Raw genomic sequence first — 23,716 nt, forward strand, 5'->3', positions numbered from 1 at the left:
GGACAATTTGTAATACAAAATAACGAGAAAGAATAGATTGGGTATCCTTTAGGTACTCCACCTTTTTTTAAATGGGTACTCATTTTTAAGAGAAGGAGATCTTTTTCATCTCGAATTTTCAAAAGAAAAAGACATAGCTTTTGCTATGTCTCTGCTTACCTAAACCATTTGAATAGTCCTTTGCGCTGCTTTCTCTTTTCCTGCGTTTGTATTTCCAATTGTTTGAGTTGCTGCTGAAGTTCCCTGATTGACTGCGTGAGTTCTCCGTCACGTGTATGTAGCCCTTCTTGCATATATGTTTCCTGCTTTTCTAACCGTTCCAGTAACGCTTGGTTGAACTCCCTCTGTTCCCGCATAGACTCCAATAACACCTGGTTGAATTCCCTCTGCTCCTGTATGTATGCTTCCTGATATTGAATGATGTCCAAAGGCTTCTGAATGACCTCATTAGAACTCCCTTTTTCACCCTGTTCCTCTTCTCTTCGGGCAGGAACGCCACCCGTCCCGTTCGAGAACGCACTCTCTTTAAACTTGGATGCAATCACCATCCCGGCGTTCTCCACCGAAAAATTATTCGTCTGAACCATCGTTTGGAAAAGCTTCAAGACCACTAAGTCCTTCTCAAGGAATAATCGCTGATTTTGGTCATTCCTGGTGAAAGGGTACTCATTCTTTTCAAGGGACAAACACCATTTTCTTAACGTCGAGTCTCCAATTCCTAACGTCGTGCTCACTTCTTTTGTTGTATAAGCCTTTTCAATCGTCTCCACCCTGTTACCTCCCTCAGGGAACACCGTTAGCATTTATCAGCATCCATTTAGAGGAAACTGACACTCTATGTTTCCAGCGAGTAGTTTTTGCTCCAGAACCTAATTGTCAGTATTTATTCGGCGAATACATGGTTGCCAATAACGGCTGTTGCTTGTCGTGTTTTCAGCCAATCACTGTTTGCGATTCATGGATTCTAGAAATAAAGAGCATCATTTGTATGATTTTGACTGGTTAGTGCTTCATTCACCGCCCGTTTTGAATCATCAGATGCTTTTCCATAAAAAAAATACCTCTTAAAAAACTGGCATGGCATTATCTTAGCATAGAGAATTGGGGTTTCATTAAAAGAATAGGTAACATTTATGCTAATTCTATTAAGATTCTTACATTTTGGATAAGAATGTTACAACATTTACAGCAACCTAAAAAAACTCCATAATCATGACGTTTGTATTGCGAATTTACTTCAGAGGAGTTTTTCATTGCAAATAGAAAAACTCGGCAAATGCCAAAACCTTAAACACTGTTTTTCCGGGGCATATTTTAAAGCCTAGTCTTTATCATCATTTCTGAAATGCAATTTAGAATATTCGTCGTGATAACTAGAGTGATAGGATAGCCCTAAAGAACCAACACCCTATGACATTATGTTCATTTTTAAAGGAATAACTCCTTCTTAACCCTTAAACAAAAGGTTCCTTTCGAATAATAATAAAGAGCAGTCTGAAGGAGTGAGAAAAAATGAACATCAATATACATGATCTATTTCTACAGACACTAAGATACCAAATTTTAATTGGATATGTTTAGATATCTCAAACCATTAATAAGACTTCTAACTGCAGATAATGACCATTATGTCAAGTTCTCAAGATACTATTTATCTTTGCTTTTGAAACGAATAGAAACAATATATACGATCCATTCGAGGGAGGTTATTGTTAATGTTAATCGACACAGTGCAGCCTGTTGAATTAAGGGATTTTTCGAATATAGAGCCGGACAAAGAAGTCGATAAGATGGCCAAACAGTTCGAGACTATTTCACCGTTTCAGCTACTAATCCAACTAAGCTCCGGAGTTGAGCCGGCTGAAAGCGATATTGGTATGATCGAGCATCTTATGCGCAAGTACAAACTAACACCGGGCGTCACTAACGTGTTAATTGATTATGTCTCGGTAACAACGGACATGGGATTGCCTAAACCTTATATGGAACGGTTGGCAGCGCATTGGAATCGAAAAAGGATCAAACGTGTTAAACATGCGATGACTGTTGCGAGAGAGGAGCATCGTCAAGTCCAGCGCTGGAAAACTGCTGACATGTCGAAAGGCAAGTGGGTAGATTTGTATTTATCGTATTCGTCCATTACGCAGCTTCAAAAGCTAGCAGAGCATTTCGGCTTTGAAACTCACGATCAGACAATTATGTATTTACTTAACGAAGCATACAAAACACATGAAAGATGAAGTCAACACCATCCTCGAGATAAAAAATAATCCTTTCGTCATCACCTTGTTGAAACCCAAGTTCCTCTGTTTCTTTTATAATCTTTTCATACAAATCTGGTACTTGTATTGAATTTAGCTATTCGTTTACATTCAATATTTTCGTTGATCATTGGAAAGGTAAATCATACTTGCTAATCCAACGAACCAACACCCAAAAGCCATCCTGGAGACAGGGCGGCTTTTTTAGGAAAGAATGGTTTAAGAGTCCCTTTTAAGCACTTATTTTTAAATATGATGATTGTCTATATTGATCCACTTTGCATTTAATATACGTTTGTGTCGTCTCGAACATATCTGCTGCGAACATGGTGGCACCATAGAAAGTTTTCGCTCGGGTCATTTCTCGGCAAATGATATAATCATAAACGATTGTTTCTATATCATCGATAAACGGTAAGATGTGACGATTTTCAACAAAAATTTGATAAATTTCAATAATCAAAGATGAACTCCTACCGAGTTTTTTCTGTAACTGTTCTACTAGATATTCGTTAAGGATAAATCCATTTTCAACCACATACTTTAACTCTTCTAAAAATAATTGATTCTTGTTCATCACATCATCACTCCTTTTTGATAACCATATTTTACCGCAAACAGCCTAAAAATGGAAACGTTTACATCACATTAACATTCTTAAAAAAGATTGCTTCCCTTCTTTATTTATATAAATCCAATTTAAGTTTTTACCATCATCTATCGATTTTTATCTTATTTATGTTCGTCTGTTCTTGCATCCTGAATAGACTCAAAAGGTTCTCGTATAAGGCTTCGGCAAGGGCCCGTAAGGGAAATGGGCGAAGCCTTATGCGTAAATCATGTAGCATGGACCGCTTTTGTCCATGTTACATGATTTATGTGGATTCATATACATCTAATTTTCATATTGTAGTTATATGTAGTATAGAGGGGTTTAACCAAGCATAACCACCATCATATTCCAGAACCCAATACGCTGCGTTTGCGGCACAGCTTGTAAGGAAAAAATTGAATCTCTTCCCTCATCAGATTAGAAAAACATTGTTGTTATAGATTATAATTTAACGGGAAAGGGTGATATTGTAATGTATGAAAACATGGTAAAGTCAATTGATGTTTCTATTCTTCCTGATGTTGATATCGTCGTACATCATTTACGCCAAAAGCTTCCAACAGTGTATATAGAAAAGGAACTTATCCCATATTGTGATGCATTGAATTTAGTATTGAAAATCGGTGTGAAACTGGATTACACTCCTATGATGCTCTATTTGCCGGCACGCCCGAAATTAACTGATAGCTTAGTTGTCCAATTTCAAAACATTAATAAAGTAATTGCCACAAGGAATCAAAATAAAGAATGGTTTCATGATTTATTCGCTCTTTTTGTTGCGTTGCCGTCTTATTTGTCACTTTCCTGGAATGAAATCGAAAAAACGGTCATAGCGATGAATCAATAAATTTTTTTTATTTCCCCTTTTTTGAAAAAGCATCTATCTCTTGTAAGGAGATAGATGCTCATTTTTGGGGACGTATTTCTTCTTATTATGAATTTGACGTTCTTTATTCTAATCTTTATTAAGAACTCGTGCTTAATTTTTTATCCTGCTTTTTTTGTATAAACTAGTTCCTTAAATGGATGTTTTGATCGCACTAGTGCGAAAACGATTACAAACAAGAATACACTAACACCTAATATTAGGTAGGTTTTAGAAAAACCAATTGTATCGTACCAATGGCCAAGTAATGGAGATAAAATGGCTTGCCCTACCTGAGAGACAAAATAATACCCTACGATATACATGGTAGCAGAGAATCTTGCATCAAAATTTGAAGCGATAAACTTTAAAATGGCTACTAACATGATAGGTAATTCAATAGAATGCAACATTTTCATTGCTGAAATACCTATCGGCTCTACTGCCAGTCCAGACCCCGTTATTCTAATAGCCATAAGCACACCTGCTAGTACCAATGCTTTCTTAGAACCTATCTTATTTACAATTAGAGGGGCAATAAACATCATCCCTGCCTCTAAGAAAATCTGAATAGAATTTAAGTAACCAAACATTTGATTGCCTAGTTCTCTTGTAGGAAATAAAGATGCATAATAAACAGGAAATTGTTGATCATACACTGAGTAAATGCATGCTACTCCTAGTACATATAACATAAATAACCAGAAGTTTTTATTCTTTAATAAAACTAATCCATCCCTTAGCTTTAATGAATCCGTTTTCTTTTGTTCTTCTTCTGAAACCGTTACTTTCATTAATAGAAGAAAAAAGATTAATAAGACACTACATGCTGATGTTATCCAAAAATTAATATATGGATTAATATTAAATAGTTTTCCAGAAAATAAGGCGGCAGCTGCAGCCCCTAATGAACCCCACATTCTTACTCGACCGTATTCAAAATTATATTTCTTGCCCGTTCTTTCAGCATATGATTCAATTGCTGCTAACCCCGCTAAAAGTGTTGCGCCCAGATATATACCGCCTACAATTGCACCTACAAATATATTGTATTGCAATAAAGGACTGTAAACATAAACAAAAAATGGACCTATAAACATAAGTAAAATGGTAATGCCCCATAATAGATGTTTTCTTAATCCAATTTTATCAGAAATAAATCCATATAATGGTTGAAAGCAAAGGGTAGCAATCGAATTAATGGAAAAAACAATACCAACTTCGGCTCCGCTTAACTTTAACGTTTGTCCCAACCAAATTGAAAATAAAGACATTGTTGATATTAAAGCAAAAAAATAGAAAAAGACAAAACCACTTAATGACCAATAATTTGAATTCTTCTTCATTTTGATAACTCCCTACGTTCAAGATGTTACTTCCCTTACTTTTTCGTTGTTGTGATTTTAAAATTTTATTAAATTTCTCTTAAGCAAAAACAGCCAGCCTCTGAAACACCTTTAACATATAGTATTGTAAAGTCTTTTTTAAGCGCTTTCATTGAAAGGTATTTTATCGAGCAGTCCTATGCTGCTCGATAAAATAGTCATTAAATAATATCAACGTTCAATGACATGACAGTCTGTCTTGATTGTATAACCTGTAGTGTTTTCATCCACGTAAACCATGATGTTTTTTTGTTCCTTTTTAACAGTAATAGACAGCAGTCCCTCGCCAATGGCAATTTGCTGTACTTGCAACTCATTCATATCCTCTAACAAATGAGGATTTAAGTGAATTTCTTTAGACCCGCTATTAGGAAACAGTCCTAATAGGGCTTGTATAAACGTTAATGGTGTTGCAGCTGCCCACGCTTGCGGTGAACATGCAACTGGATATTTGACCGGTTTTTCAATTTTGCTTGAATACCCGCAGAATAATTCTGGCAAACGATCATACTCAAAATGTTCAGCAGCGTTCATTAACCCCGTCATAATTTTATTTGCCTCAGCTTGTTTACCAACTTTACTTAATCCTAATAAGATGAGGCTGTTATCATGAGGCCATATGCTTCCATCATGGTAACTTATTGGGTTATATCCGGCTTCTCCTTCACCCATCGTACGAATACCATAACCAGAATACATTTTATCCGACAACAGCATGTCTGCTACTTTCTCTGCTTTTTCATTATCTAGCATCTCCGCAAACAATACATGACCCGGATTGGATGTAATCGTTCCTACCTGTTCTTTATTTTCATCTAAAGCTATCGCATAGAAAGAAACATCTTCCATCCAAAACTTTTCATCAAATTGTTTTTTTAATAAATTTGCTTCGTTTCTTAACAATTTTGCCTCTTCAACTTTGTTCATGGCTTCATATAATGAAGCTATTCCCATTTTTGCTTGATACACATAGCCTTGCACTTCGGCAAGAGCAATTGGCGTCTTAGCATATTCACCGTTTCGATGAACGACGGAATCAGCTGAGTCTTTCCAGCCCTGATTGGCAATACCCTTGCTTGACTCTTGATGATACTCTACAAATAAATCGCCGTCTCGGTCACCATATTCGTTAATCCATTTAAATGCTGCATCAATATTAGGCTGTAATTCCTTCACTAGCTCAAAGTTCCCTGTCCATTTCACATATTCGGTTAATAAGATTAAGAAAAGAGGGGTTGCATCAACCGTGCCGTAGTATGGTGTAAATGGAATTTGATTAGTATTAGCTAATTCACCGTAACGAATTTCATGCATGATCTTCCCTGGCTGTTCATCACGCCACGGATTATTGGCTTGCCCCTGATAGGCAGCCATTGTTTGTAACGTGCCCTTTGCTACTTCCGGATTGAATGGAAGCATTTGCAATGCTGTAATTAAACTATCACGACCAAACGGCACAGCATACCAAGGTAAACCTGCTACTGGAAATTGTCCATAACCAACATCCGTTAGTAATACACGTATGTCGTTAAGCCCCCGAGAAATTAATCGCTGTAACATAGAGTGATCCGTTTTTACTTTCGTTGAACGTTGGTCCCACTGAGTATATGATGCTTTTAACTGTTTAAGTGCTTCATCAACCGGCAACACATTTTCTTTCTGTATCTCTCCAATTTGAGGTTGGACGGTTAATACAACTTTTTCTTCTTGCCCATGTTCAAGTGCAAAATCAAATGTAACTTCGCCCGCCTCAGTTACTGAAGCTGCTTCTTTATTCCATGACACATGGGTTGCCCGGTGAATATCGTCCACACCTTTGTATGTAAACGTCAAATGATCTTCGCTGACTACTTGTCCTGTACGTGTTCCAACGTTCCCATTTTGAAAATCACGGACAATAAACATATCCTTAAAATCGGCATCCATTTCTACCGTTATTGAAAACTTGATTGGCTTTGGAAAATAATTTTTTAATTTAATAGCTTCATATAAAACACCTTTATTGATAAAACGTTTTCTTTCAATCTCAACAGATTCTCTCCATAAAATCAGTTCTTCCTCTTGCTCCATGTGAGGATTAGTCAGTAAAATAGTCGCCATATAATTTTCATCTGCATTAGAAGATAGAAGAATGGGGTTTTCTCCGTTGATTTTCAAATTAAACTTGTTTAAAAAACGTGTATCCTTTGTATAAAGTCCCATTCCATACTGATGATTCTCTATTATGTTTCCGCTTTCATCGGTTAATAAAAATAAATCATTTTCTTTGATTACACGGTATTCCACTTGATGTCCTCCTCATTATCCGAAATATTTCGGAATTTCAAAAACTTAACCCAAAACGTTTCGGATTAGGTTAGTAGTTAAAACCACTTATGTGTGGTTTTTAGCGGTTGTTTGTCGAACAATTTAAATTTGTTTTTAAATAGCGTTGCATGTTGGTTGATTTACCCTCTAACATTTCAATTAATACATCTGCTGCTTCATTTCCAATTTCATATACTTCTTGTCCAACCGTTGTCAGACTTGGTGAAGAAATAAGAAGCGAGTGTAATATTATCGTACCCAACAACCGAAACATTGTTTGGTACATTACTACCCAACTTATTGCAGCCCTTTGATGCACGGGATACAGTTGTTGCTGAGACACCAGCAATTTTTGCAATGTCTTTAATCATTGTTAAGTCAAACTCACCCAAAACGTTTCGGATAACTTATAATGCATTGTAACGCTTTCAGAAATAAAATTCAACAATTATTGATAAATTTATTATTTTTCTAAAAATTGAATAGTTTATCATTGGAAAAATTCAACTTAAATCCACGGTGGACCTAATATAATAGTTTCTACTCTCCTAGCAGCCATAAGAATGAAATGTTTTCCTGTTTTTTATGAACTCTATACTATATAGATCGATTTAGAAAATTCGACCTGACCAAAGAACGGCCATGCCAAATTTTCTAGACCTAAGCGGCTGGCCCCCCCTTGCGGGGTTGGCGCCAACCGCATAGGTGAACCCTTGAGGGCGAATTCAAGTTGTCTGGATCACCGATTGTGATGCCTCTTGATTGAATGAGGATGTGTCGAGTTATTAAGTGGAATATATATAAATCAGCAAAAATCCATAAGTTTAATAGGGAGTCGTCCATTCACTTTAACTTAACTTGAATACATTACTGATATAAAGAGAAAAGGAGGGAAATCAATGTCAAAAAAACGGAACCGTTCTAGAAATTTTTCAAGATCTGATTCAGACAGCAAAGCAAAAGCAAATGTAGATTTAGAAAATGAAAATAGAGCCGATTTAGATAATGACAATAATTTAAAAAATGAAGATCGTAACACAAACAACGCCAAAGCCGAAATTGAAAAGAGTGGAAATTCTCGCATCGACCTTGATATTCACGTTGATTCTGATTCTAAAGCAAAAGTACGTGCACGTTCTGAATCTGACCAAGATCAGGATCAAGATCAGGATCAGGAGGATTAACAAGAAAAGTAAGATAAGGACTAAAATCAACGTCGACGTAACTGGAACATTCATGATAAAGGCAAGTTGCCATTAGGATTGCCTACTTTTTAGCAAGCTGAATACTTCTATTTCCATGAGAAGGACACCTAGTCACACAACAAAAGCCCAGATCTAATTAGATCCGCGCTTTTGTTGTGCTAATATATCCGTTTGCATGAACGAACATGGGCAGAAATACAATTGAATGGTAAAAAAATAAAAAAAACATGTAATTCCTTTATCAACTAGTGAGTTTGTCCAATCAAACTATTTCTTAAGAACATAACTTAAAATTAGGGATCGGATATTCAGCAATCCCTTACTACTCAATAGGAGGCGAATAACTTATGGGCTGTGGATATGGCGGTTATGGTTATGGAGGCGTTAGCTATGGTGGCGCCGGCTTCAATTTTGCATTGATTGTTGTTTTGTTCATTCTACTAATTATTGTAGGAGCCGTTATTTGGAGCTACTAATAAGCCTAACGTTCTTATGAAAAATGGACTATTTATCATAAATAGGAGGTGTTCGATATGAGCGAAGGATATGGTGGATTTCGTAATGTTTTCGCTTTAGTTGTCGTCTTATTTGTTTTACTCATCATCGTAGGATGCTCTTGTAGTGTATATTAATCCTCTACAAGTACAATCGGCAATCAAAAGAGCCTTGGATTCTATGAACCCAAGGCTCTTTCAATACAACATATAATGCATTTTCTGCTAACATACTGTCTGCGTCTAGGGTTACAATGAGCTCTGAGGAAGCAAATTGCACTCCCGCTTCAATGCGCCTGCTTTTCCTCCATTTTCTTTATCAATTACGGAATACATACAGTGGGAAGTCTTTTTTCTTCATTCTTGACACATATAACGCCTAACATCACATATGATCAGTCAAGAATTCATTTGCAATTAGCCTATAAGATTGGACACGATCCTCAAAACGATGTGTAATGGTCAAAATCATGATTTCGTCCGCCTGATATAACGTTTTTAATTCCAAAAGCCGCTGCTTTACTTCCCGTGGATTACCGATCACCATTTTCTTTCTCATCTTTTCAATCATTTCTTTTTCATCGCTGGTAAATGGATATTGCTTGGCTTCTTCCATTGAAGGTATCCCTCTGTTTCCCTCCCCTTTTGCAAGTTGAATTTTCCATAAATGATCGCTCAGAGCCACTTCTTCCGCTTTTTCTGTTGTTTCCGAACAAATAGCGGAAACGGTGAGTATGGATTGGGGCTGTTGTAATTTGCCCTTTGCTTTAAAGCTTTGAATATAGTCGTTCATGATTTTCGTTCCTTCTTTATCGCTCATAAAGTGCCCGAATGCATAGGCAGTTCCGTTTTCCGCCGCAAGTTTTGCGCTTTTTTCACTCGTCCCGAGGATCCAGGGTTCAGGAGAGACGGCAGGAAGAGGAGAGGCAGAAACTTTTGAATACATATGATCGGAAGGAAAATCGTTATGTAAAAAATGAAGTAGCTCTTTGACAGATTCAGGCATTTTCCGAACTTGTTCCAAAAAGTTATCCGAAAGAGCCATCGTTGCTTCAGCAGATCCCCCCGGAGCCCTGCCAATTCCTATATCTATGCGATTTGGAAATAAGGTTGCAAGCATATTATACGTTTCGGCGACTTTATACGGTTTGTAGTGCGGAAGCAAAACGGCTCCAGAACCAAGGCGAATTCTTTCTGTGTTTGCCCCGATGTATCCTAACATGACTTCAGGAGCTGAACAAGAAAGGCCTGAGAAATCATGGTGTTCGGCGATCCAATAGCGCGTGTATCCTAATTTTTCGCCGATTTGCGCAAGTCTCATCGATTCCCGCAATGCTTGCCCGGCGGTTTTTCCGGAAGAAATGGGTGCTTGATCTAAAATGCTTATTTTCATAAAGCTATTCCTTCTTTCTACACAATTCCTATGCTTCGATTACTTGTTTTCCCCTAAATGTTCCTCTTTTACCCTTTAATGATAAAACAGCTTTCCATCGAGGAAAAGTATTCTGCCTTCAACCATTATCCCCTTTCTTTTGTAAATGATGGACCATTTTTTTCAATAACAGCCTTGTTCATGGTCATAAAAAAGCCAGCAAATGGAAAAACTTAAATGAATTGAAATAAGGAAAATAAACAAGGTACTAAAATGCCTACTTAATAAAAAGGAAGTGTTTGCATGTGGGTTATCAAGACGGAACATAAAAGAGAAGACGGGGGAACCGTTGCGCTTGAGCTGGAAACCGAAGATGGTAAATTTGATGTGAATGTTAGATGGGATGGCTGCATGGAGATTCATGTATATACGGTCACCGAAGAAAACCGCGAACTTAATGACACGTTCCATACTTGTGACTTAAAGGGATTTATTGAAACATTACAATCATTGAATGGAGTATGCTTAGAGTTTTTCGATGAAGGCAGCTACTGGGAGCAAGGAGATCCAGAGGACAAAAATGAATCATGAAAATGTAGATCCCTATACTCTTTATTGGATATTGCATCATTCAATCATTTCTCGTCATACGCACTCAAAGCAAAACATCGAAGCTCATTGTTAAACCGGACGGCACTCTCCCAAAAAGGGGAATGCCCTACTTGCGGATAGAAAATGGAGGGATTCAATGACAGCTTGAATATCATTCGCCCAATTTCGTGAATCATCATATCCAAATCCGGGCTTTTCAGACTGCCGGTGACCCCGAAGATCCATCGTGATAAGCCTGAAATCCACACCTAAATCGGAGTGGATTTGTTTTCTCCAACATAATCTTGACTGTGATATCCCATGAATAAAAAGCAGTGGAATACCATGGGGGTTTCCGGTTTCCTCCACATAGATTTGGGTATGGGAGCCGCCTGAGATATAATACCCATCATTTATCCTTCTGCTCCTGTTCGCTGTGATGATATATTTTATGAAGGTTCATTCTTCTAAAGACTTGTTTATTTCCCCCCTTCATTCAGTCCCACTTCTTTTACAAAGGATAGAAGAACCATGGTCGGTTACCGCTTTCTCGTTACTTTTCTTCTTGGCAAGCAATACGATTGAAATCGAGAGGATCAGAGTGAGCGTCAAGGAAATCACAATCATGTCGATAACCCCTTTCCACCCGAAAGTCGTCCAGAAAACCCCTCCAGCCGTTCCGCCAGCACTCGAACCGACGTAGTAGAAAAACAAATAAAGCGACGAGGCTTGTGCTTTATCGTGAGTGGCGTGGCGTCCGACCCAGCTGCTGGCAATCGAGTGGCCGCCAAAAAAGCCAAATGTGAAGATCGCAATACCTGCGATTTTAATCAACAAATGGGTGTTTAACGTGATGATTGCACCAAGAAACATAATTAAGATTGAAATCCACAGGACTTTGTGACGGCCAAATTGATCCGCCAAACTCCCCATCCAGGTAGAGCTAAACGTCCCGACAAGGTAAACGATAAAAATCCAGGCCACCAATGTTTGGCTCAAGGAATAAGGAGGTGCTGTCAATTGAAATCCGATATAATTATACAATGTAACAAAACTGCCCATCAGCAAAAAACCAATCCCGTATAAACAAAGCAAACCCCGATCCTTAAGATGACTGAGCATCGATTTCATCAACTTCCCCAATTTCAGAGAGCGCGGCTGAAAGTTTTTGGAAGATGGAAGTGTCACTAAAAATAACACGCTGGCTATGACGCTCAACACACCAACGCCAGCGATTGCCACACGCCAATCAAAGAATTCGGCCAATGTACCAGTGATGATGCGACCGCCTAAACCGCCTATCGTATTTCCGCTAATATATATACCCATCGCCAGTCCTAAACTGGCTGGATCAATTTCTTCACTAAGATAAGCCATTGCGATGGAGGGCAAACCGGCAAAAACAATCCCCTGGAGAATTCTAAAGGCCAACAAAAGATGAAAATTCGGAACGAATATAACAAGTACAGCCAGCACAGACACGGTGAACATAGAGAATGCCATAATTGGCTTACGCCCCCATGCTTCCGATAATGAACCAATGAGAAGCATGCTGATTGCCAGGGCAATCGTCGTTAATGACAGTGATAGGCTGGCCATAGTCGGAGAGATATGAAACTTCTCTGAGAACTCCGGCAGCAACGGCTGTACGCAGTACAGATTGGCAAATGTGCAAAAACCGCCCGCAAACAAAGCGAGATTGGCCTTTTGAAAGGCGGGTGTACCCTGCTTGATATAACTCATGATTCAGTCACTTCCTATTGCTGATTTTATCTATTTCTTTGAGTTTCTAAGTATCTTATAATCTTCTCTTTTCACGAATGCCTCCAAGATTTATCATAATAGTTTCAGACAGTATCGTCCAATGCATTATTTTGATTATTTTCATGCACACTGGTTATGGAAAAAAGTTGATTTCACCTCATATATTGGTAAATTATAAGAGGGGAGTGATAAAAATGCTAAACAAAGATCAGTTAGAGGAAAGAGTTCAAAGCCTGGAAAGAGAAGTCGATGAATTAAAAACCAGAATCCATCAACTAGAAAATAAAATGTATTTTGGGGATGAAAGACCTTTTCCACAAAAAATAAAACCAGACACTCAAGCCAAAAAACCTATCACCAACCGTTCGAAAGAAAAAGTTCAATCCGCCCCCCTTCAACAAAAGAAAGTGAATCGATCATCTACTGATTGGGAAAAAGCCTTGTTTCAAGTGTGGATGCCCCGCTTATTCATTTTTGTTTTCATCATGGGTGTATTATGGGCATTTAAAGCGGCTTCCGATTATGGACTTATTAACGAAACAGCTAAAATAGCTTTTGGTTTTGTTGCTTCGGGTTTGCTTTTATATTTTGGCCGCAAACAGATGAAGCAAGACCGTGCAAAGCTAGGCTATGTCTTGTTAGGCGGTTCTATTCCATTGCTGATGCTCACGACATTTGCTATGCACTCGTTATATGGAATGGTCGGTCCGGCGGCCGCTTTCGTGCTGAACGCAGTATGGATTGCGCTTGGTTTAACGTTAACGAAGAACTATCAATCTGAGGTATTAGGAATGATCAGCATGGTTGGCGGTGTATTAGTTCCTTTCTTAATTGAAAGTGAAACGCCTAACCCCTATGTATTTTTAGGATACGAAACGGTTTTATATCTGTTGTTCCTATCATTATCTATTCGATTTCATTATATGATGATTTATTATGGCTCTTCCATTCTGTTGAATGCCGCTTTGTATGTATTTTATAGCTTTGCCGGCAGCTTTGATCCAGGATCTTCAGTTGCCATTCCGATTATCATTCAATATGTATTTCTTCTATACTACTTTGTAAAAGCAAAAACACGGGTAGCTTCTCAAGCAAACACACTATTAACGAGCTTATTTGTAACGTATGTATGGGTGAATGGGACGTTTACAGATGGTGGTATTACTCTGTTCCTAGTATCGTTTATATTCATCTACGCTGTTTTTTCTTATATGAGGAGAAGTGAACCCGAAAAAGCGGCGATGTTTGATATTCATTTAATTGTTTTAATAGCTTTCTTTATTATCCATACGGTAGATGAACGACTAATCACAAGTCTGTTATTAATACAGGGAGCAGCGGCTTACTACTCCTCATTAAAATATCCAAGTTTATTGAAAAAAATCATTTCCCTGTTTATTTATATCATGGCCGGTTTCACGGTGTTGTTTAAAGGAGTGATTGACGAAGTCATCTCGATTGAAACGTTTGATTGGATTGTGTTGCTTGTTACGTTTGCTGCAGGAGCGAAACTGATGCGTAAACATGAAAAAATCAAGCATGAACGCTTTATGACCATCAGTAGTGCGGTATTCGCCGTTCTTACCCTTATCTTTACAACACAGTTTACAATGGCTTGCGTACATGACATGAACGATAATAGCCAACGTTTGATTTTAACGTTTGTATGGATGGTGATGTCAATTGCTTCGATTGCAGCGGGCGTATTGAAAGAGAGTACACAAGCCAAGTATATCGGGGTATCACTTCTGATTCTGACCCTTCTTAAATTAGCGCTATTGGATATCCCATACATTCCTTTATTTATCCGGGCAATTTTATTCATTGCCCTCGGTTTTGTAGGATTGATAGTTTCAAGAATTTTTTACAGGAAGAAGTAAAAGTTGGCGCTGCGATGAACCGTCATCAAAATTCAAGAAAATCAAAGATTTCAGTGACGGTTCATCACAGAAAAATAGATTATTGTCATGCTCTGAAGGCTTTTGAGCCAGCCCCTATCTTGCCATATTGTCAAATTTGTTAGCTTCACCGCCGCTTTTGACCGTCTTCTATTGCTGTGTCAATACTAAAGGCCCTTCTTTCGTTATTGCGATGGTGTGTTCATATTGTGCTGACAGCTTTCCGTCAGCAGTTCTTGCCGTCCAGCCGTTTGGGTCCATCTTGCTTTTCCATGTCCCTACATTCAGCATCGGTTCAATGGTGATGACCATTCCTTCTTTTAACCGCATTCCTTTGCCGGGCTTGCCGTAATGGAGGACAGTCGGATCTTCGTGCATTGATTTCCCGATGCCGTGCCCTGTAAACTCCCTTACAACCGAGAAATTCTCAGCTTCTGCATAGCTTTGGATGGCATGGCCGATATCCCCGAGCCGATTGCCTGGAACCGCTTGTTCAATTCCTCTATAAAGGGCGTTTTCCGTTACCGTTAATAACTTTTGGGCCTGCTCCGAAATCTTCCCTACCGTATGGGTCCAGGCAGAATCAGCAAGAGCGCCGTTTAAGTTTACCACCATATCAATAGTGACAATATCTCCTTCTTTAAGTGGCTTGTCACTCGGAAAGCCATGACATATTTCATCATTTACAGAAGCACAAGTCGCATATGGAAAACCGTGGTAACCCTTCTGCTCTGGTGTGGCACCGTGCTTCTCCAGATAATCTTCAACAAATTGATCGATTTCTAATGTTGTGATACCTGGTTTAATGATTTTAGCAATTTCTTTATGACAGGAAGCCAATAGTTTACCCGCTTCGTGCATTAAATTGATTTCTCTTTCACTTTTTAACGTAATCATATGGATGATCTCTCCTAAGAATATAAAAATTATCGTTTTATGCCCTTTATTAACATCGTCACAATTTCCTTGGCCCAATTAGGTTGAAGGGTTTGGATCATCTTTCTATTTTTTACTTGCGACGCTATCGTTCCTATCAAAGAACCAAAAAAGAAATTGCATGCTGTATCTGCATCAATTCCCATTATTTCTTTACAGGCAACTCCTTCTTTCATAACCTTGATTATCGGACTATAAAGATTGGTTTGAAATTCCCCTCGTAACTTATCAATATTGCGGACTGGTATAGTCTCTGTTCCATATAAAAAGTTTTTATATAGTATATATATAAAAGGCTTTTCTAAACATCTTTCCATAAAATGCACAGCATATTGCTCCAGGCGAACAATCGGACTTGTATCTTCAGTTATGGCAGCACTGGTTATTTTCTCCGCTTCATCAAATGCATCATCAAGCAATTCTTCTAATAAGGATAACTTGTTGTTATAGTAATGATAAATCGTTCCCCTGCCAAGTTCCGCTGCTTTCGCTATATCTCCCATTTCCATTTGCAATCCCTTTTCAAGGTACACGTTTGCTGCTGTTTCTTTAATTTGTAAAATCCTTCTCCTTCTTATAGCTTCATTTTGTTCCTTTGTACGAGGAGTCATTTTACCACCCTTTTTAGACATTCATACATGTCGATATAACGCCCTGTTTCATATTATAGCACGTCCCGGCAACTTGCAAATCATAATAAAATGAAACTTTACGTTATAAACGGCATTCCTTCGAAAGCAATGATCATGATAACTGGTTGTATAACAAGCAGGGTATGGCTCAAAAGTTCAAAAAGATGATAAGTTTTAAAACGGAAAAGAACCGTCATCGAAATCCCTGATTTGTAATGACGGTTCTTTTTAAAGATTTATTTATATATAAATCCACGTAAATCATTTGACATAAATAAAAAGCATTTATGTCAAATGATTTACGCATAAGCGGCTATATCCAAGTCGAATCGATTTTTTGTACCAGACCCATTTTTTATTCTTTCCCCCGCAATCGATAAATTCTTGATTCATACGGCTGCAGTGTAAATGAATCGATGGATTCATCAGCGTTAGCGGGATAATTTGCGAGAAGCAGCTCTTTTGCCTGGTAGGAAATAAAATCTGGCAATTTAAATTCCGCCGGCTGGTCAGAAATGTTAAGAATAACCAACCATCTCTCTTTTTCCAATGAACGCAAATAAGAATAAATCTGCAGGTCTTCCTCTAAAATCGGTTCATATGTACCATAAACCATCACTTCATTTTCTTTTCGAAGCCGAATTAACTTTTGATAAAAATAAAAAACGGAATCCGGGTCTGCCAGGGCCTGCTCTACATTAATTTTTTTATAGTTTGGATTCACCTTTATCCAAGGCGTGCCAGAAGTGAAGCCAGCATTCTCGGTGTCGTTCCATTGAACGGGTGTTCTGGAATTATCGCGAGAAAGCGGAAGAAGGCTTTCAAATACTTCTCTTGGATTTCCCCCTTTTTCAACTTCTTCCATATACTTGTTTTTCATGGCAATATCATTATAATCGTCAATCGATTCAAATCTGACACCTGTCATGCCAATCTCTTCCCCTTGATAAATATAAGGCATGCCCGGCAAAGTGTGCAGGAGGGCAGCAAAGCATTTAGCTGATTCCACACGGTACGTTGTATCATTTCCAAATCGAGTAACAAGACGGGTATGATCATGGTTGTTAAGAAACTGGGAATTCCATCCTTTTCCCCATAAACCCTCATACCATCTCTTTTGAATTTCTTTGACTTTCATCATGTCCCATGATTCCATATAATCGCAAACTTCGAAATGGAACAAAGTATGAAGTTCCCCTCGATTTTCTCCTACATAAAGCACGCCGTCTTCAGGAGTGACAAACGGGATTTCCCCTACTGTGAAAATATCATAGTGTTTCAGCACTTTTTCATGCATTTCCTGTAAATATTCATGAATTCCCGGATTGTTTCCCAAATACGATATATCTTGGGGGTTTTGGGCATCTGGAAATCCATCTATTTTCGCTAAAAGATTAATGACATCCATTCGAAACCCGTCTATCCCTTTATCCAGCCAAAAGCGCATCATGCGATATATTTCTTCGCGTACTTTTGGGTTCTTCCAGTTTAAATCCGGCTGTTCAACAGCAAAGGAATGAAAATAGTACTCGCCTGTTAATTCATCATATTCCCACGTGGAAGGAGTAAAATAAGAACGCCAATTATTCTTTTCCTTCCTCCATATATAATAATCCCGCTTGGGGTTATCTTTTGATGAACGTGACTCTAAAAACCACGGGTGCTGGTTGGATGTGTGGTTAACGACTAAATCCATGATTAATTTCATTCCTCTTGTATGTACTTCATGGATGAGCCGATCAAAGATCGCTATATTTCCTGCTTTTGGCATGATCGATTCATAATTGGAAATATCATATCCATTATCGACATCCGGTGACTCATAACAAGGATTCAGCCAGATTACATCTGCTCCCAGTTCTTGAATATAGTCTAATTTTTGAATAACTCCTTCCAAGTCTCCATATCCGTCACCGTCTGTGTCATAAAAGCTTCGCCAATATACTTGATAAACAACTGCCTCTTTCCACCATGTTTTCTTCATACTCTCTCTCCATTCATTTTTCCAGCTCTCGTTCATGTTCATAACTCCAACTTTTTTGCTGTCCCGTTTTTTCTCCTGCCTCTATCATCCACATAAATTATTTTTCTCCTGTAAACGTAATCCCTTTTACAAAGTAACGATTAAAAAACGCATATAAAATCAACACCGGCATTGTAAAGACCATGGATGCAGCCATAATATAGTTCCAGTAGCTTATGAACTGTCCTTTAAACGTATTCAAGCCTAAAGGGAGCGTGAACATTTCCACATCTGACATGACGATGAGGGGCCTCATAAAGTCATTCCAGAAGCCCATGAACACAAAAATTGCTTGTGCCGCTAAAGCGGGCTTCGCTAATGGTAAAACAATGCGGAAGAACGTTCCCAGTTTCGTTAATCCGTCAAGCGAGGCCGCTTCTTCCAGCTCTTTCGGGAAGTTGAGGAAGAATTGGCGCATCATGAAAATGAACGTGGCATTGATCATGGATGGCACAATCATTCCCTGGTATGTATTCAGCCATCCCAGATTCTTAAGAATCAAAAAGTTCGGAATCATCGTTACCTGCACCGGAATCATAAGGACCGCCAAAATAATGATGAACAAACTTTTCTTGCCCGGAAAGCTCAGCCGTGCCAAAGCGTACCCTGCCATGGAATTAAATAAAAGATTCAATATCGTTCCTACAACGGCAATAAATAGACTATTAAACAACCATCTGGGAAAATACTCTTGTTGTATGAAAATTTGTTTATAATTATCAAGTGTAAAATCTTTCGGCCAAAAATTGATTGTCCCTTGTACAATTTCTTCTAATGTTTTAAAAGAAGATGAAAGGGCCCACAAAAACGGAATGAGTGTGCTAATGGCATACAATACAAGGATTGTATATAAAATCACTTTTCCGACCCTATTTTTCTTCATTCTATTCTCCCCCCTAGTATAAGTTTTCTTCCTTCGAAAACTTTCGCTGCAACAGAGTGGCTATGAGAATAACAATGGCCAAAACAAGAGCCATTGCTGCGGCATACCCCATCGTTCCTAAATTTTTAAAGGCGTATTGATAGATAAGTAGAACAACGGTTAATGTGGAATTGTTGGGCCCCCCCGAGCCTTTAGAAAAAATGTACGATTGATCGAATAACTGGAATGTTCCGATGAGTCCCATAATCACGACAAACGATGTAACAGGCTTCAGCTGTGGAACCGTAACATGCCAAAACTTCTGCCAAAAATTAGCTCCGTCGATTTTCGCCGCTTCATAAACGGAGTCCGGAATATCCTGTAAAGCGGCCAAGTAAATGGTCATAAAGAAAGGGGCCGTCGACCAAATATTCATGATCATAATCGCAGGCAAGGCTACATCCGGATCTCCAATCCAGTTATACCCCGGTAGACCGATCATCCCCAACAGCTTATTGATCAAACCGTTTTGATTATACATCCACATAAAGATAAGCGTTAATACGGCAGAAGACGTTAAAGTAGGTAAAAAGTAAACAATGCGAAAGAACTTCTCTCCCTTTAACCCTGCATTTAAAGTGGCGGCTAAGACCAAAGCCAAAAGAGTTTGGGCAGGAACGACAATGACTACGTACTTAATGGTGTTCCAAAGAGCAATCTTGGCCCGGTCATCCTCCATCAGTTTCATAAAATTGTCCAGCCCCCGGAAATCATAAGAAGAACCACCCAACAGTTCTACCTTATGAAAAGATAAGAAAACGGCATAAAGAATGGGGGCAATGATGAAAACAGCCAACACGAAGATCGCCGGCAGCATAAACGTGTAGCCCTGTCCAATCTCATAGCGGGTATATTTTTTTCTCTCTTTTTTCATGTTTATCAGCTCCATTGTCCTATGTGGTACAGTGAACTAGAAAAGAGAATGGTGTGGAGAGAGCACCCGAGCGCTCTCTCGTTATATATTCTCATTCATTGATTCGAATTTCTTTGTTTGCTTGTTTTTGAGCTTTTTCCAGTGCCTCTCTTAATGGTTGATCTCCCAAAAAGGCGCTTAAAAATTGATTATTAAAGTTTGTAAAAGCGATAGGCAGATAAGGACCATCCTGCCATACGGTTGCATAAGAAGCTCCTGCCACTAACGGTCCGCGCAGCGGATCGTTTGCAAATCCGAGTTCCTCGGCTACAGATTTTCGGGCCGGTAAGGCATACCCTTTGCTCGTCCATGTTTTCATGCCTTCCTTTCCCGTTAAATACTCGATCAGCTTCCATGCTGCCTCTTTATGCTTCGATTCTTTATTCATCACATATGCAACAGTAAAAGCCATCGTATCCTTCTTTCCTTCAACGGTCGGTACTTCTGCCGTCCCATAGGAAACGTTCGGGAATGTATCGTGTAAGTATGGAATGGTCCAGTTCCCTTCTAAAACCATGGCCGCTTTTCCCTGTCCGAACATTTCAATTCCCGAATCCGCCCCAGCCTCATTTGGCTGTGCGGCAGATTTATCTTTCAAACGCATGTCGACGATGGATTGCAATCCTTCTGCCGCTTCTTTGCTGGCAAAGCTTGCTTTATTGTCGGTCATGACCTGCCCGCCTTTTGACTCCGCCAGGAAATACAGCCTTGCTAATTCAGGTGTGACGCCAAGACCATAGACACCGTCTTTCGTCAGCTTCTTCGCTGCTGCTTGCAGCTCCTCCCACGTTCGCGGTACTTCTACCCCTGCTTCTTCCAGCATTTTTTTATTGTAGAATAAAGCAAGTGTAGAATAGTCTTTCGGAAATCCGTACGTTTTTCCGTTTTCCTGAAAAGCCTGCAGCAGCGGTTTTTCAAAATCATTCACATCGAAATCCTTTTTCACGTATTGATCCAACGGCTCCAGTACTCCTGTTTCAATTAGGCCTGGAGCTTCAAACGCATCCAGATAGAAGACATCGGGTCCCGTCCCGCCGATTAAACGCGTTTTCAAAACATCCATATACTGATCTGCAATGACATCGAGCTTTACTTTTATATCAGGATTTTTCTTTTCAAAGTCGCGAAGAGTCTGTTCAAGCAATTTTGCTTCGGCAGGATTTCCACCCCAGCCGCTTAACACAATTTCTGTTTTTTCGTTCGCTGTCCCAGAGCTCTCCTCCTGGCTGCAGCCTGCAAGGAGGGATCCGGAAAGCAGGGTGACAGCAATAATCGATTTAAACCACTTTTTCATCGTGACTCCCCCAGTCGGCATTATCTTGTTACAATCTCATAGCCAGTTGTATTCTCCGTAATGTCCATTGCAACTTCGCCGTTTTCCCTCCTCACAGTAAGGGATAGCTTGCCGTTTCCAACTGCTATCCCTTCTAAAGAAAGCTCGTTCATGGATGGCAGTAAGTGCGGACGAATGTGAATTTGTTTCTTCGTGCTGTCCGGGAACATTCCCAAGATCGATTGAACGAATAACAACGGTGTTCCTGCCGCCCAGGCTTGAGGCGAGCATGCAACCGGATAGAGAACTGGCTTTCCTTGTTCTTTGGAATACCCGCAGAACAGCTCCGGAAGGCGATCATATTCAAAGTGGGCAGACGCATCGATTAATCCTTGAATGACCTTATTCGCTTCTTCTTGTTTACCTTCTTTACTTAACCCCAGTACAATTAAGCTATTATCATGAGGCCAAACGCTTCCATCATGATAACTCATTGGATTGTACCCTGCTTCGCCCCCTCCCATTGTGCGAATGCCGTAACCGGAAAACATTTTAGAAGACAGCAGCATCTTTGCAACAGCATCCACCCGCTCAGAAGACAGCATGCCGGACATTAAGAGATGGCCGGGATTGGATGTGATCGTTCCCACCTGCTGCTTGTTTCCATCAAGGGCAATCGCATAGAAAGACACATCATCCATCCAAAATGCCTCATCGAATTTTTGCTGTAACGTCTTTGCTTCGCCGCGAAGAGCTTCTGCCTCTTCGGCACGACCGATTGCTTCATAAATATCTGCTAAACCGGACTTCGCTTGGTACACGTAGCCTTGCACTTCTGAGAGGGCAATCGGTGTGTGGGCATAGTCACCGCTGCGATGGACAATCGAATCGCCGGAATCTTTCCATCCTTGATTGGCAATACCCTTGCTCGATTCTTGATGATACTCTAAGAACAAATCTCCGTCCCTGTCTCCATACTCATTGATCCAATTTAAAGCGGCATCAATATTCTCCTGTAACTGTTCAACAATCTCGTAATCTCCTGTCCATTTGACATATTCAACGAGCAGAATTAAAAACAATGGTGTGGCATCGATGGTTCCGTAATAAGGCGTGAATGGAATCTGATTGGTATTGGCCAGTTCTCCAAAGCGAATTTCATGCATGATTTTTCCCGGTTCCTCATCACGCCACGGATCTTTATTTTTTCCCTGGTATTGGGCCATCGTGATCAACGTTCCTTTTGCCGCTTCTGAATGAAAAGGCAGCAGCTGCAGCGCCGTAATCAAGCTATCCCGCCCGAACGGGACACCGTACCATGGAAGACCGGCCACTGGAAATTGTCCATACCCTAAATCCGTCAACAAAACCCGTAAATCAGCCATTCCTCTTTTCACAAGCTGTTCAAGGGGTTTATAATCGGTTTTCACTGTCGGAATCTTCTCTTCCCACGTTTTATAAGATGTTGTCAATTTGTTCAATGCTTGTTCGAATGGGAGAATCGCTTCTTTTCCTTTTTCTCCAACCTGCGGTACAATCGTTATCATTACTTGGTCTTCTTCACTATGGTTTAAAGAAAAGCGAAACGTTATTTTGTTGCCTTCTGTTTTTTCCGCTTCTTTATCCCATGTGATATGAGTATAGCGATTGATTTCGTCTGTCCCCTGGTACGCAAGCGACAGTGTATGGTTTTCTAACTGTTGTCCGCTTCGCTGCCCAACCTTACCTGTTTGAAAGCCGCGAACAATGAACATATCCTGAAAATCCGCATCAAATTCTACTTCCAGCTCAAAACTAACTGGTTTTGGATAGTAGTTTTTCACATTCAATGATTCATATAAAACATCATCATAAATAAAGCGCTTACGTTCGATTTGAACCGATTCCCTCCATAAAACCAAATTCCCATCCTCTTCCATGTGAGGATTTGTAAGAAGGATTGTTGTCAAATGATTTTCATCTGCGTCCGAAGACAAAAGTACCGGGTCTTTTCCGTTTATCTTTATATTCCATTTACTTAAAAACCTTGTATCCTTTGTATATAATCCAAGACCGTATGTATGATTCTCCGGGATGTTCCCGCTTTTATCCGTTAATAAAAACAAGTCATTTTCTTTGATTACACGATAATCCATTTTGATTCCCCCCACTGTTTTGTTTATCCCGCATTAACGGGCAGTAAGATCCTCCCCAAAAACTTAGCGTAATCGGGGAAGTTTAGTGTAGAATCACTGCCCTAATCTAGCTGCGGCTCCTAGCTCC

Annotated in this window: 22 protein-coding genes; 7 read left to right on the plus strand and 15 right to left on the minus strand. The window is 39.5% G+C overall.

Annotation, left to right across the window (positions count from 1 at the left end; all coding sequences use genetic code 11):
• Positions 1 to 155: 155 nt before the first annotated feature.
• On the minus strand, positions 156 to 770 hold the full coding sequence (locus tag ACFOU2_RS16765) for a MerR family transcriptional regulator (RefSeq protein ID WP_377917102.1): 615 nt from the start codon (positions 768 to 770) through the stop codon (positions 156 to 158).
• A gap of 945 nt (positions 771 to 1,715) precedes the next feature.
• Between ACFOU2_RS16765 and ACFOU2_RS16770 the strand changes: the two genes are divergently transcribed.
• Positions 1,716 to 2,240, plus strand: coding sequence for a DnaD domain protein (locus tag ACFOU2_RS16770; RefSeq protein ID WP_377917104.1), 525 nt, complete (start codon positions 1,716 to 1,718; stop codon positions 2,238 to 2,240).
• 253 nt (positions 2,241 to 2,493) lie between these two features.
• Here ACFOU2_RS16770 and ACFOU2_RS16775 read toward each other — a convergent pair whose 3' ends face one another.
• Positions 2,494 to 2,838, minus strand: a complete 345-nt coding sequence (locus ACFOU2_RS16775) for a hypothetical protein (RefSeq protein ID WP_377917106.1) — start codon at positions 2,836 to 2,838, stop codon at positions 2,494 to 2,496.
• A 508-nt stretch (positions 2,839 to 3,346) separates the two neighbouring features.
• On the opposite strand from ACFOU2_RS16775, the gene ACFOU2_RS16780 reads away from it, so the two are divergent.
• On the plus strand, positions 3,347 to 3,721 hold the full coding sequence (locus ACFOU2_RS16780; protein WP_377917108.1) for a hypothetical protein: 375 nt from the start codon (positions 3,347 to 3,349) through the stop codon (positions 3,719 to 3,721).
• A 140-nt stretch (positions 3,722 to 3,861) separates the two neighbouring features.
• On the opposite strand, the gene ACFOU2_RS16785 is transcribed toward ACFOU2_RS16780, so the two are convergent.
• From ACFOU2_RS16785 to ACFOU2_RS16795, 3 genes are all read right to left on the minus strand, one after another.
• Positions 3,862 to 5,085, minus strand: a complete 1,224-nt coding sequence (locus ACFOU2_RS16785; protein WP_377917110.1) for an MFS transporter — start codon at positions 5,083 to 5,085, stop codon at positions 3,862 to 3,864.
• A 210-nt stretch (positions 5,086 to 5,295) separates the two neighbouring features.
• Positions 5,296 to 7,410 carry an amylo-alpha-1,6-glucosidase gene (locus ACFOU2_RS16790; protein WP_377917112.1) on the minus strand — a complete coding sequence of 705 codons (2,115 nt, stop codon included), beginning with the start codon at positions 7,408 to 7,410 and terminating at the stop codon, positions 5,296 to 5,298.
• Between the two features lie 100 nt (positions 7,411 to 7,510).
• Positions 7,511 to 7,717 (minus strand): hypothetical protein, encoded by a 207-nt coding sequence (locus tag ACFOU2_RS16795; RefSeq protein ID WP_377917507.1) that lies wholly within the window; start codon positions 7,715 to 7,717, stop codon positions 7,511 to 7,513.
• Positions 7,718 to 8,330: 613 nt separating this feature from the next.
• Between ACFOU2_RS16795 and ACFOU2_RS16800 the strand changes: the two genes are divergently transcribed.
• From ACFOU2_RS16800 to ACFOU2_RS16810, 3 genes are all read left to right on the plus strand, one after another.
• Positions 8,331 to 8,615 carry a hypothetical protein gene (locus ACFOU2_RS16800; RefSeq protein WP_377917114.1) on the plus strand — a complete coding sequence of 95 codons (285 nt, stop codon included), beginning with the start codon at positions 8,331 to 8,333 and terminating at the stop codon, positions 8,613 to 8,615.
• A gap of 368 nt (positions 8,616 to 8,983) precedes the next feature.
• The gene (locus ACFOU2_RS16805; protein WP_377917116.1) at positions 8,984 to 9,112 is read left to right on the plus strand and encodes a YjcZ family sporulation protein; all 129 of its coding nucleotides are present in this window, start codon (positions 8,984 to 8,986) and stop codon (positions 9,110 to 9,112) included.
• 57 nt (positions 9,113 to 9,169) lie between these two features.
• Complete coding sequence (locus ACFOU2_RS16810) at positions 9,170 to 9,268, plus strand: YjcZ family sporulation protein (RefSeq protein ID WP_377917118.1); 99 nt, start codon at positions 9,170 to 9,172, stop codon at positions 9,266 to 9,268.
• A 247-nt stretch (positions 9,269 to 9,515) separates the two neighbouring features.
• On the opposite strand, the gene ACFOU2_RS16815 is transcribed toward ACFOU2_RS16810, so the two are convergent.
• Positions 9,516 to 10,523, minus strand: a complete 1,008-nt coding sequence (locus ACFOU2_RS16815; RefSeq protein ID WP_377917120.1) for an LLM class flavin-dependent oxidoreductase — start codon at positions 10,521 to 10,523, stop codon at positions 9,516 to 9,518.
• 282 nt (positions 10,524 to 10,805) lie between these two features.
• Here ACFOU2_RS16815 and ACFOU2_RS16820 point away from each other — a divergent pair, with 282 nt between their 5' ends.
• Positions 10,806 to 11,093 (plus strand): hypothetical protein, encoded by a 288-nt coding sequence (locus tag ACFOU2_RS16820; protein WP_377917122.1) that lies wholly within the window; start codon positions 10,806 to 10,808, stop codon positions 11,091 to 11,093.
• Positions 11,094 to 11,183: 90 nt separating this feature from the next.
• Here ACFOU2_RS16820 and ACFOU2_RS16825 read toward each other — a convergent pair whose 3' ends face one another.
• Together ACFOU2_RS16825 and ACFOU2_RS16830 are read right to left on the minus strand one after the other, a co-directional pair.
• Entirely contained in the window at positions 11,184 to 11,462 is a 279-nt protein-coding gene (locus tag ACFOU2_RS16825; RefSeq protein ID WP_377917124.1) for an alpha/beta fold hydrolase, read from the minus strand.
• A 123-nt stretch (positions 11,463 to 11,585) separates the two neighbouring features.
• Positions 11,586 to 12,836 (minus strand): MFS transporter, encoded by a 1,251-nt coding sequence (locus ACFOU2_RS16830; protein WP_377917126.1) that lies wholly within the window; start codon positions 12,834 to 12,836, stop codon positions 11,586 to 11,588.
• 215 nt (positions 12,837 to 13,051) lie between these two features.
• Between ACFOU2_RS16830 and ACFOU2_RS16835 the strand changes: the two genes are divergently transcribed.
• A complete protein-coding gene (locus ACFOU2_RS16835) occupies positions 13,052 to 14,737 on the plus strand; it encodes a DUF2339 domain-containing protein (protein ID WP_377917128.1) in 1,686 nt (561 codons plus the stop codon).
• Between the two features lie 168 nt (positions 14,738 to 14,905).
• Here the strand turns inward: ACFOU2_RS16835 and map are convergent, their stop codons facing one another.
• The 7 genes from map to ACFOU2_RS16870 all read right to left on the minus strand — a co-directional run bounded on the left by map (position 14,906) and on the right by ACFOU2_RS16870 (position 23,589).
• Positions 14,906 to 15,652, minus strand: a complete 747-nt coding sequence (gene map, locus ACFOU2_RS16840) for a type I methionyl aminopeptidase (RefSeq protein ID WP_377917130.1) — start codon at positions 15,650 to 15,652, stop codon at positions 14,906 to 14,908.
• A gap of 29 nt (positions 15,653 to 15,681) precedes the next feature.
• The gene (locus ACFOU2_RS16845; protein WP_377917132.1) at positions 15,682 to 16,302 is read right to left on the minus strand and encodes a TetR/AcrR family transcriptional regulator; all 621 of its coding nucleotides are present in this window, start codon (positions 16,300 to 16,302) and stop codon (positions 15,682 to 15,684) included.
• Between the two features lie 376 nt (positions 16,303 to 16,678).
• On the minus strand, positions 16,679 to 18,307 hold the full coding sequence (locus ACFOU2_RS16850; RefSeq protein ID WP_377917487.1) for a glycoside hydrolase family 13 protein: 1,629 nt from the start codon (positions 18,305 to 18,307) through the stop codon (positions 16,679 to 16,681).
• 97 nt (positions 18,308 to 18,404) lie between these two features.
• The gene (locus ACFOU2_RS16855; protein ID WP_377917134.1) at positions 18,405 to 19,229 is read right to left on the minus strand and encodes a carbohydrate ABC transporter permease; all 825 of its coding nucleotides are present in this window, start codon (positions 19,227 to 19,229) and stop codon (positions 18,405 to 18,407) included.
• A gap of 13 nt (positions 19,230 to 19,242) precedes the next feature.
• Positions 19,243 to 20,142, minus strand: coding sequence for a carbohydrate ABC transporter permease (locus ACFOU2_RS16860; protein WP_377917137.1), 900 nt, complete (start codon positions 20,140 to 20,142; stop codon positions 19,243 to 19,245).
• Between the two features lie 91 nt (positions 20,143 to 20,233).
• Complete coding sequence (locus ACFOU2_RS16865; protein WP_377917139.1) at positions 20,234 to 21,475, minus strand: ABC transporter substrate-binding protein; 1,242 nt, start codon at positions 21,473 to 21,475, stop codon at positions 20,234 to 20,236.
• A gap of 20 nt (positions 21,476 to 21,495) precedes the next feature.
• On the minus strand, positions 21,496 to 23,589 hold the full coding sequence (locus tag ACFOU2_RS16870) for an amylo-alpha-1,6-glucosidase (protein ID WP_377917141.1): 2,094 nt from the start codon (positions 23,587 to 23,589) through the stop codon (positions 21,496 to 21,498).
• Between the last annotated feature and the right edge of the window lie 127 nt (positions 23,590 to 23,716).

The organism is Bacillus songklensis (assembly GCF_042649685.1).
GTDB classification, from domain to species: Bacteria; Bacillota; Bacilli; order Bacillales; family Bacillaceae_H; genus Bacillus_BA; species Bacillus_BA songklensis.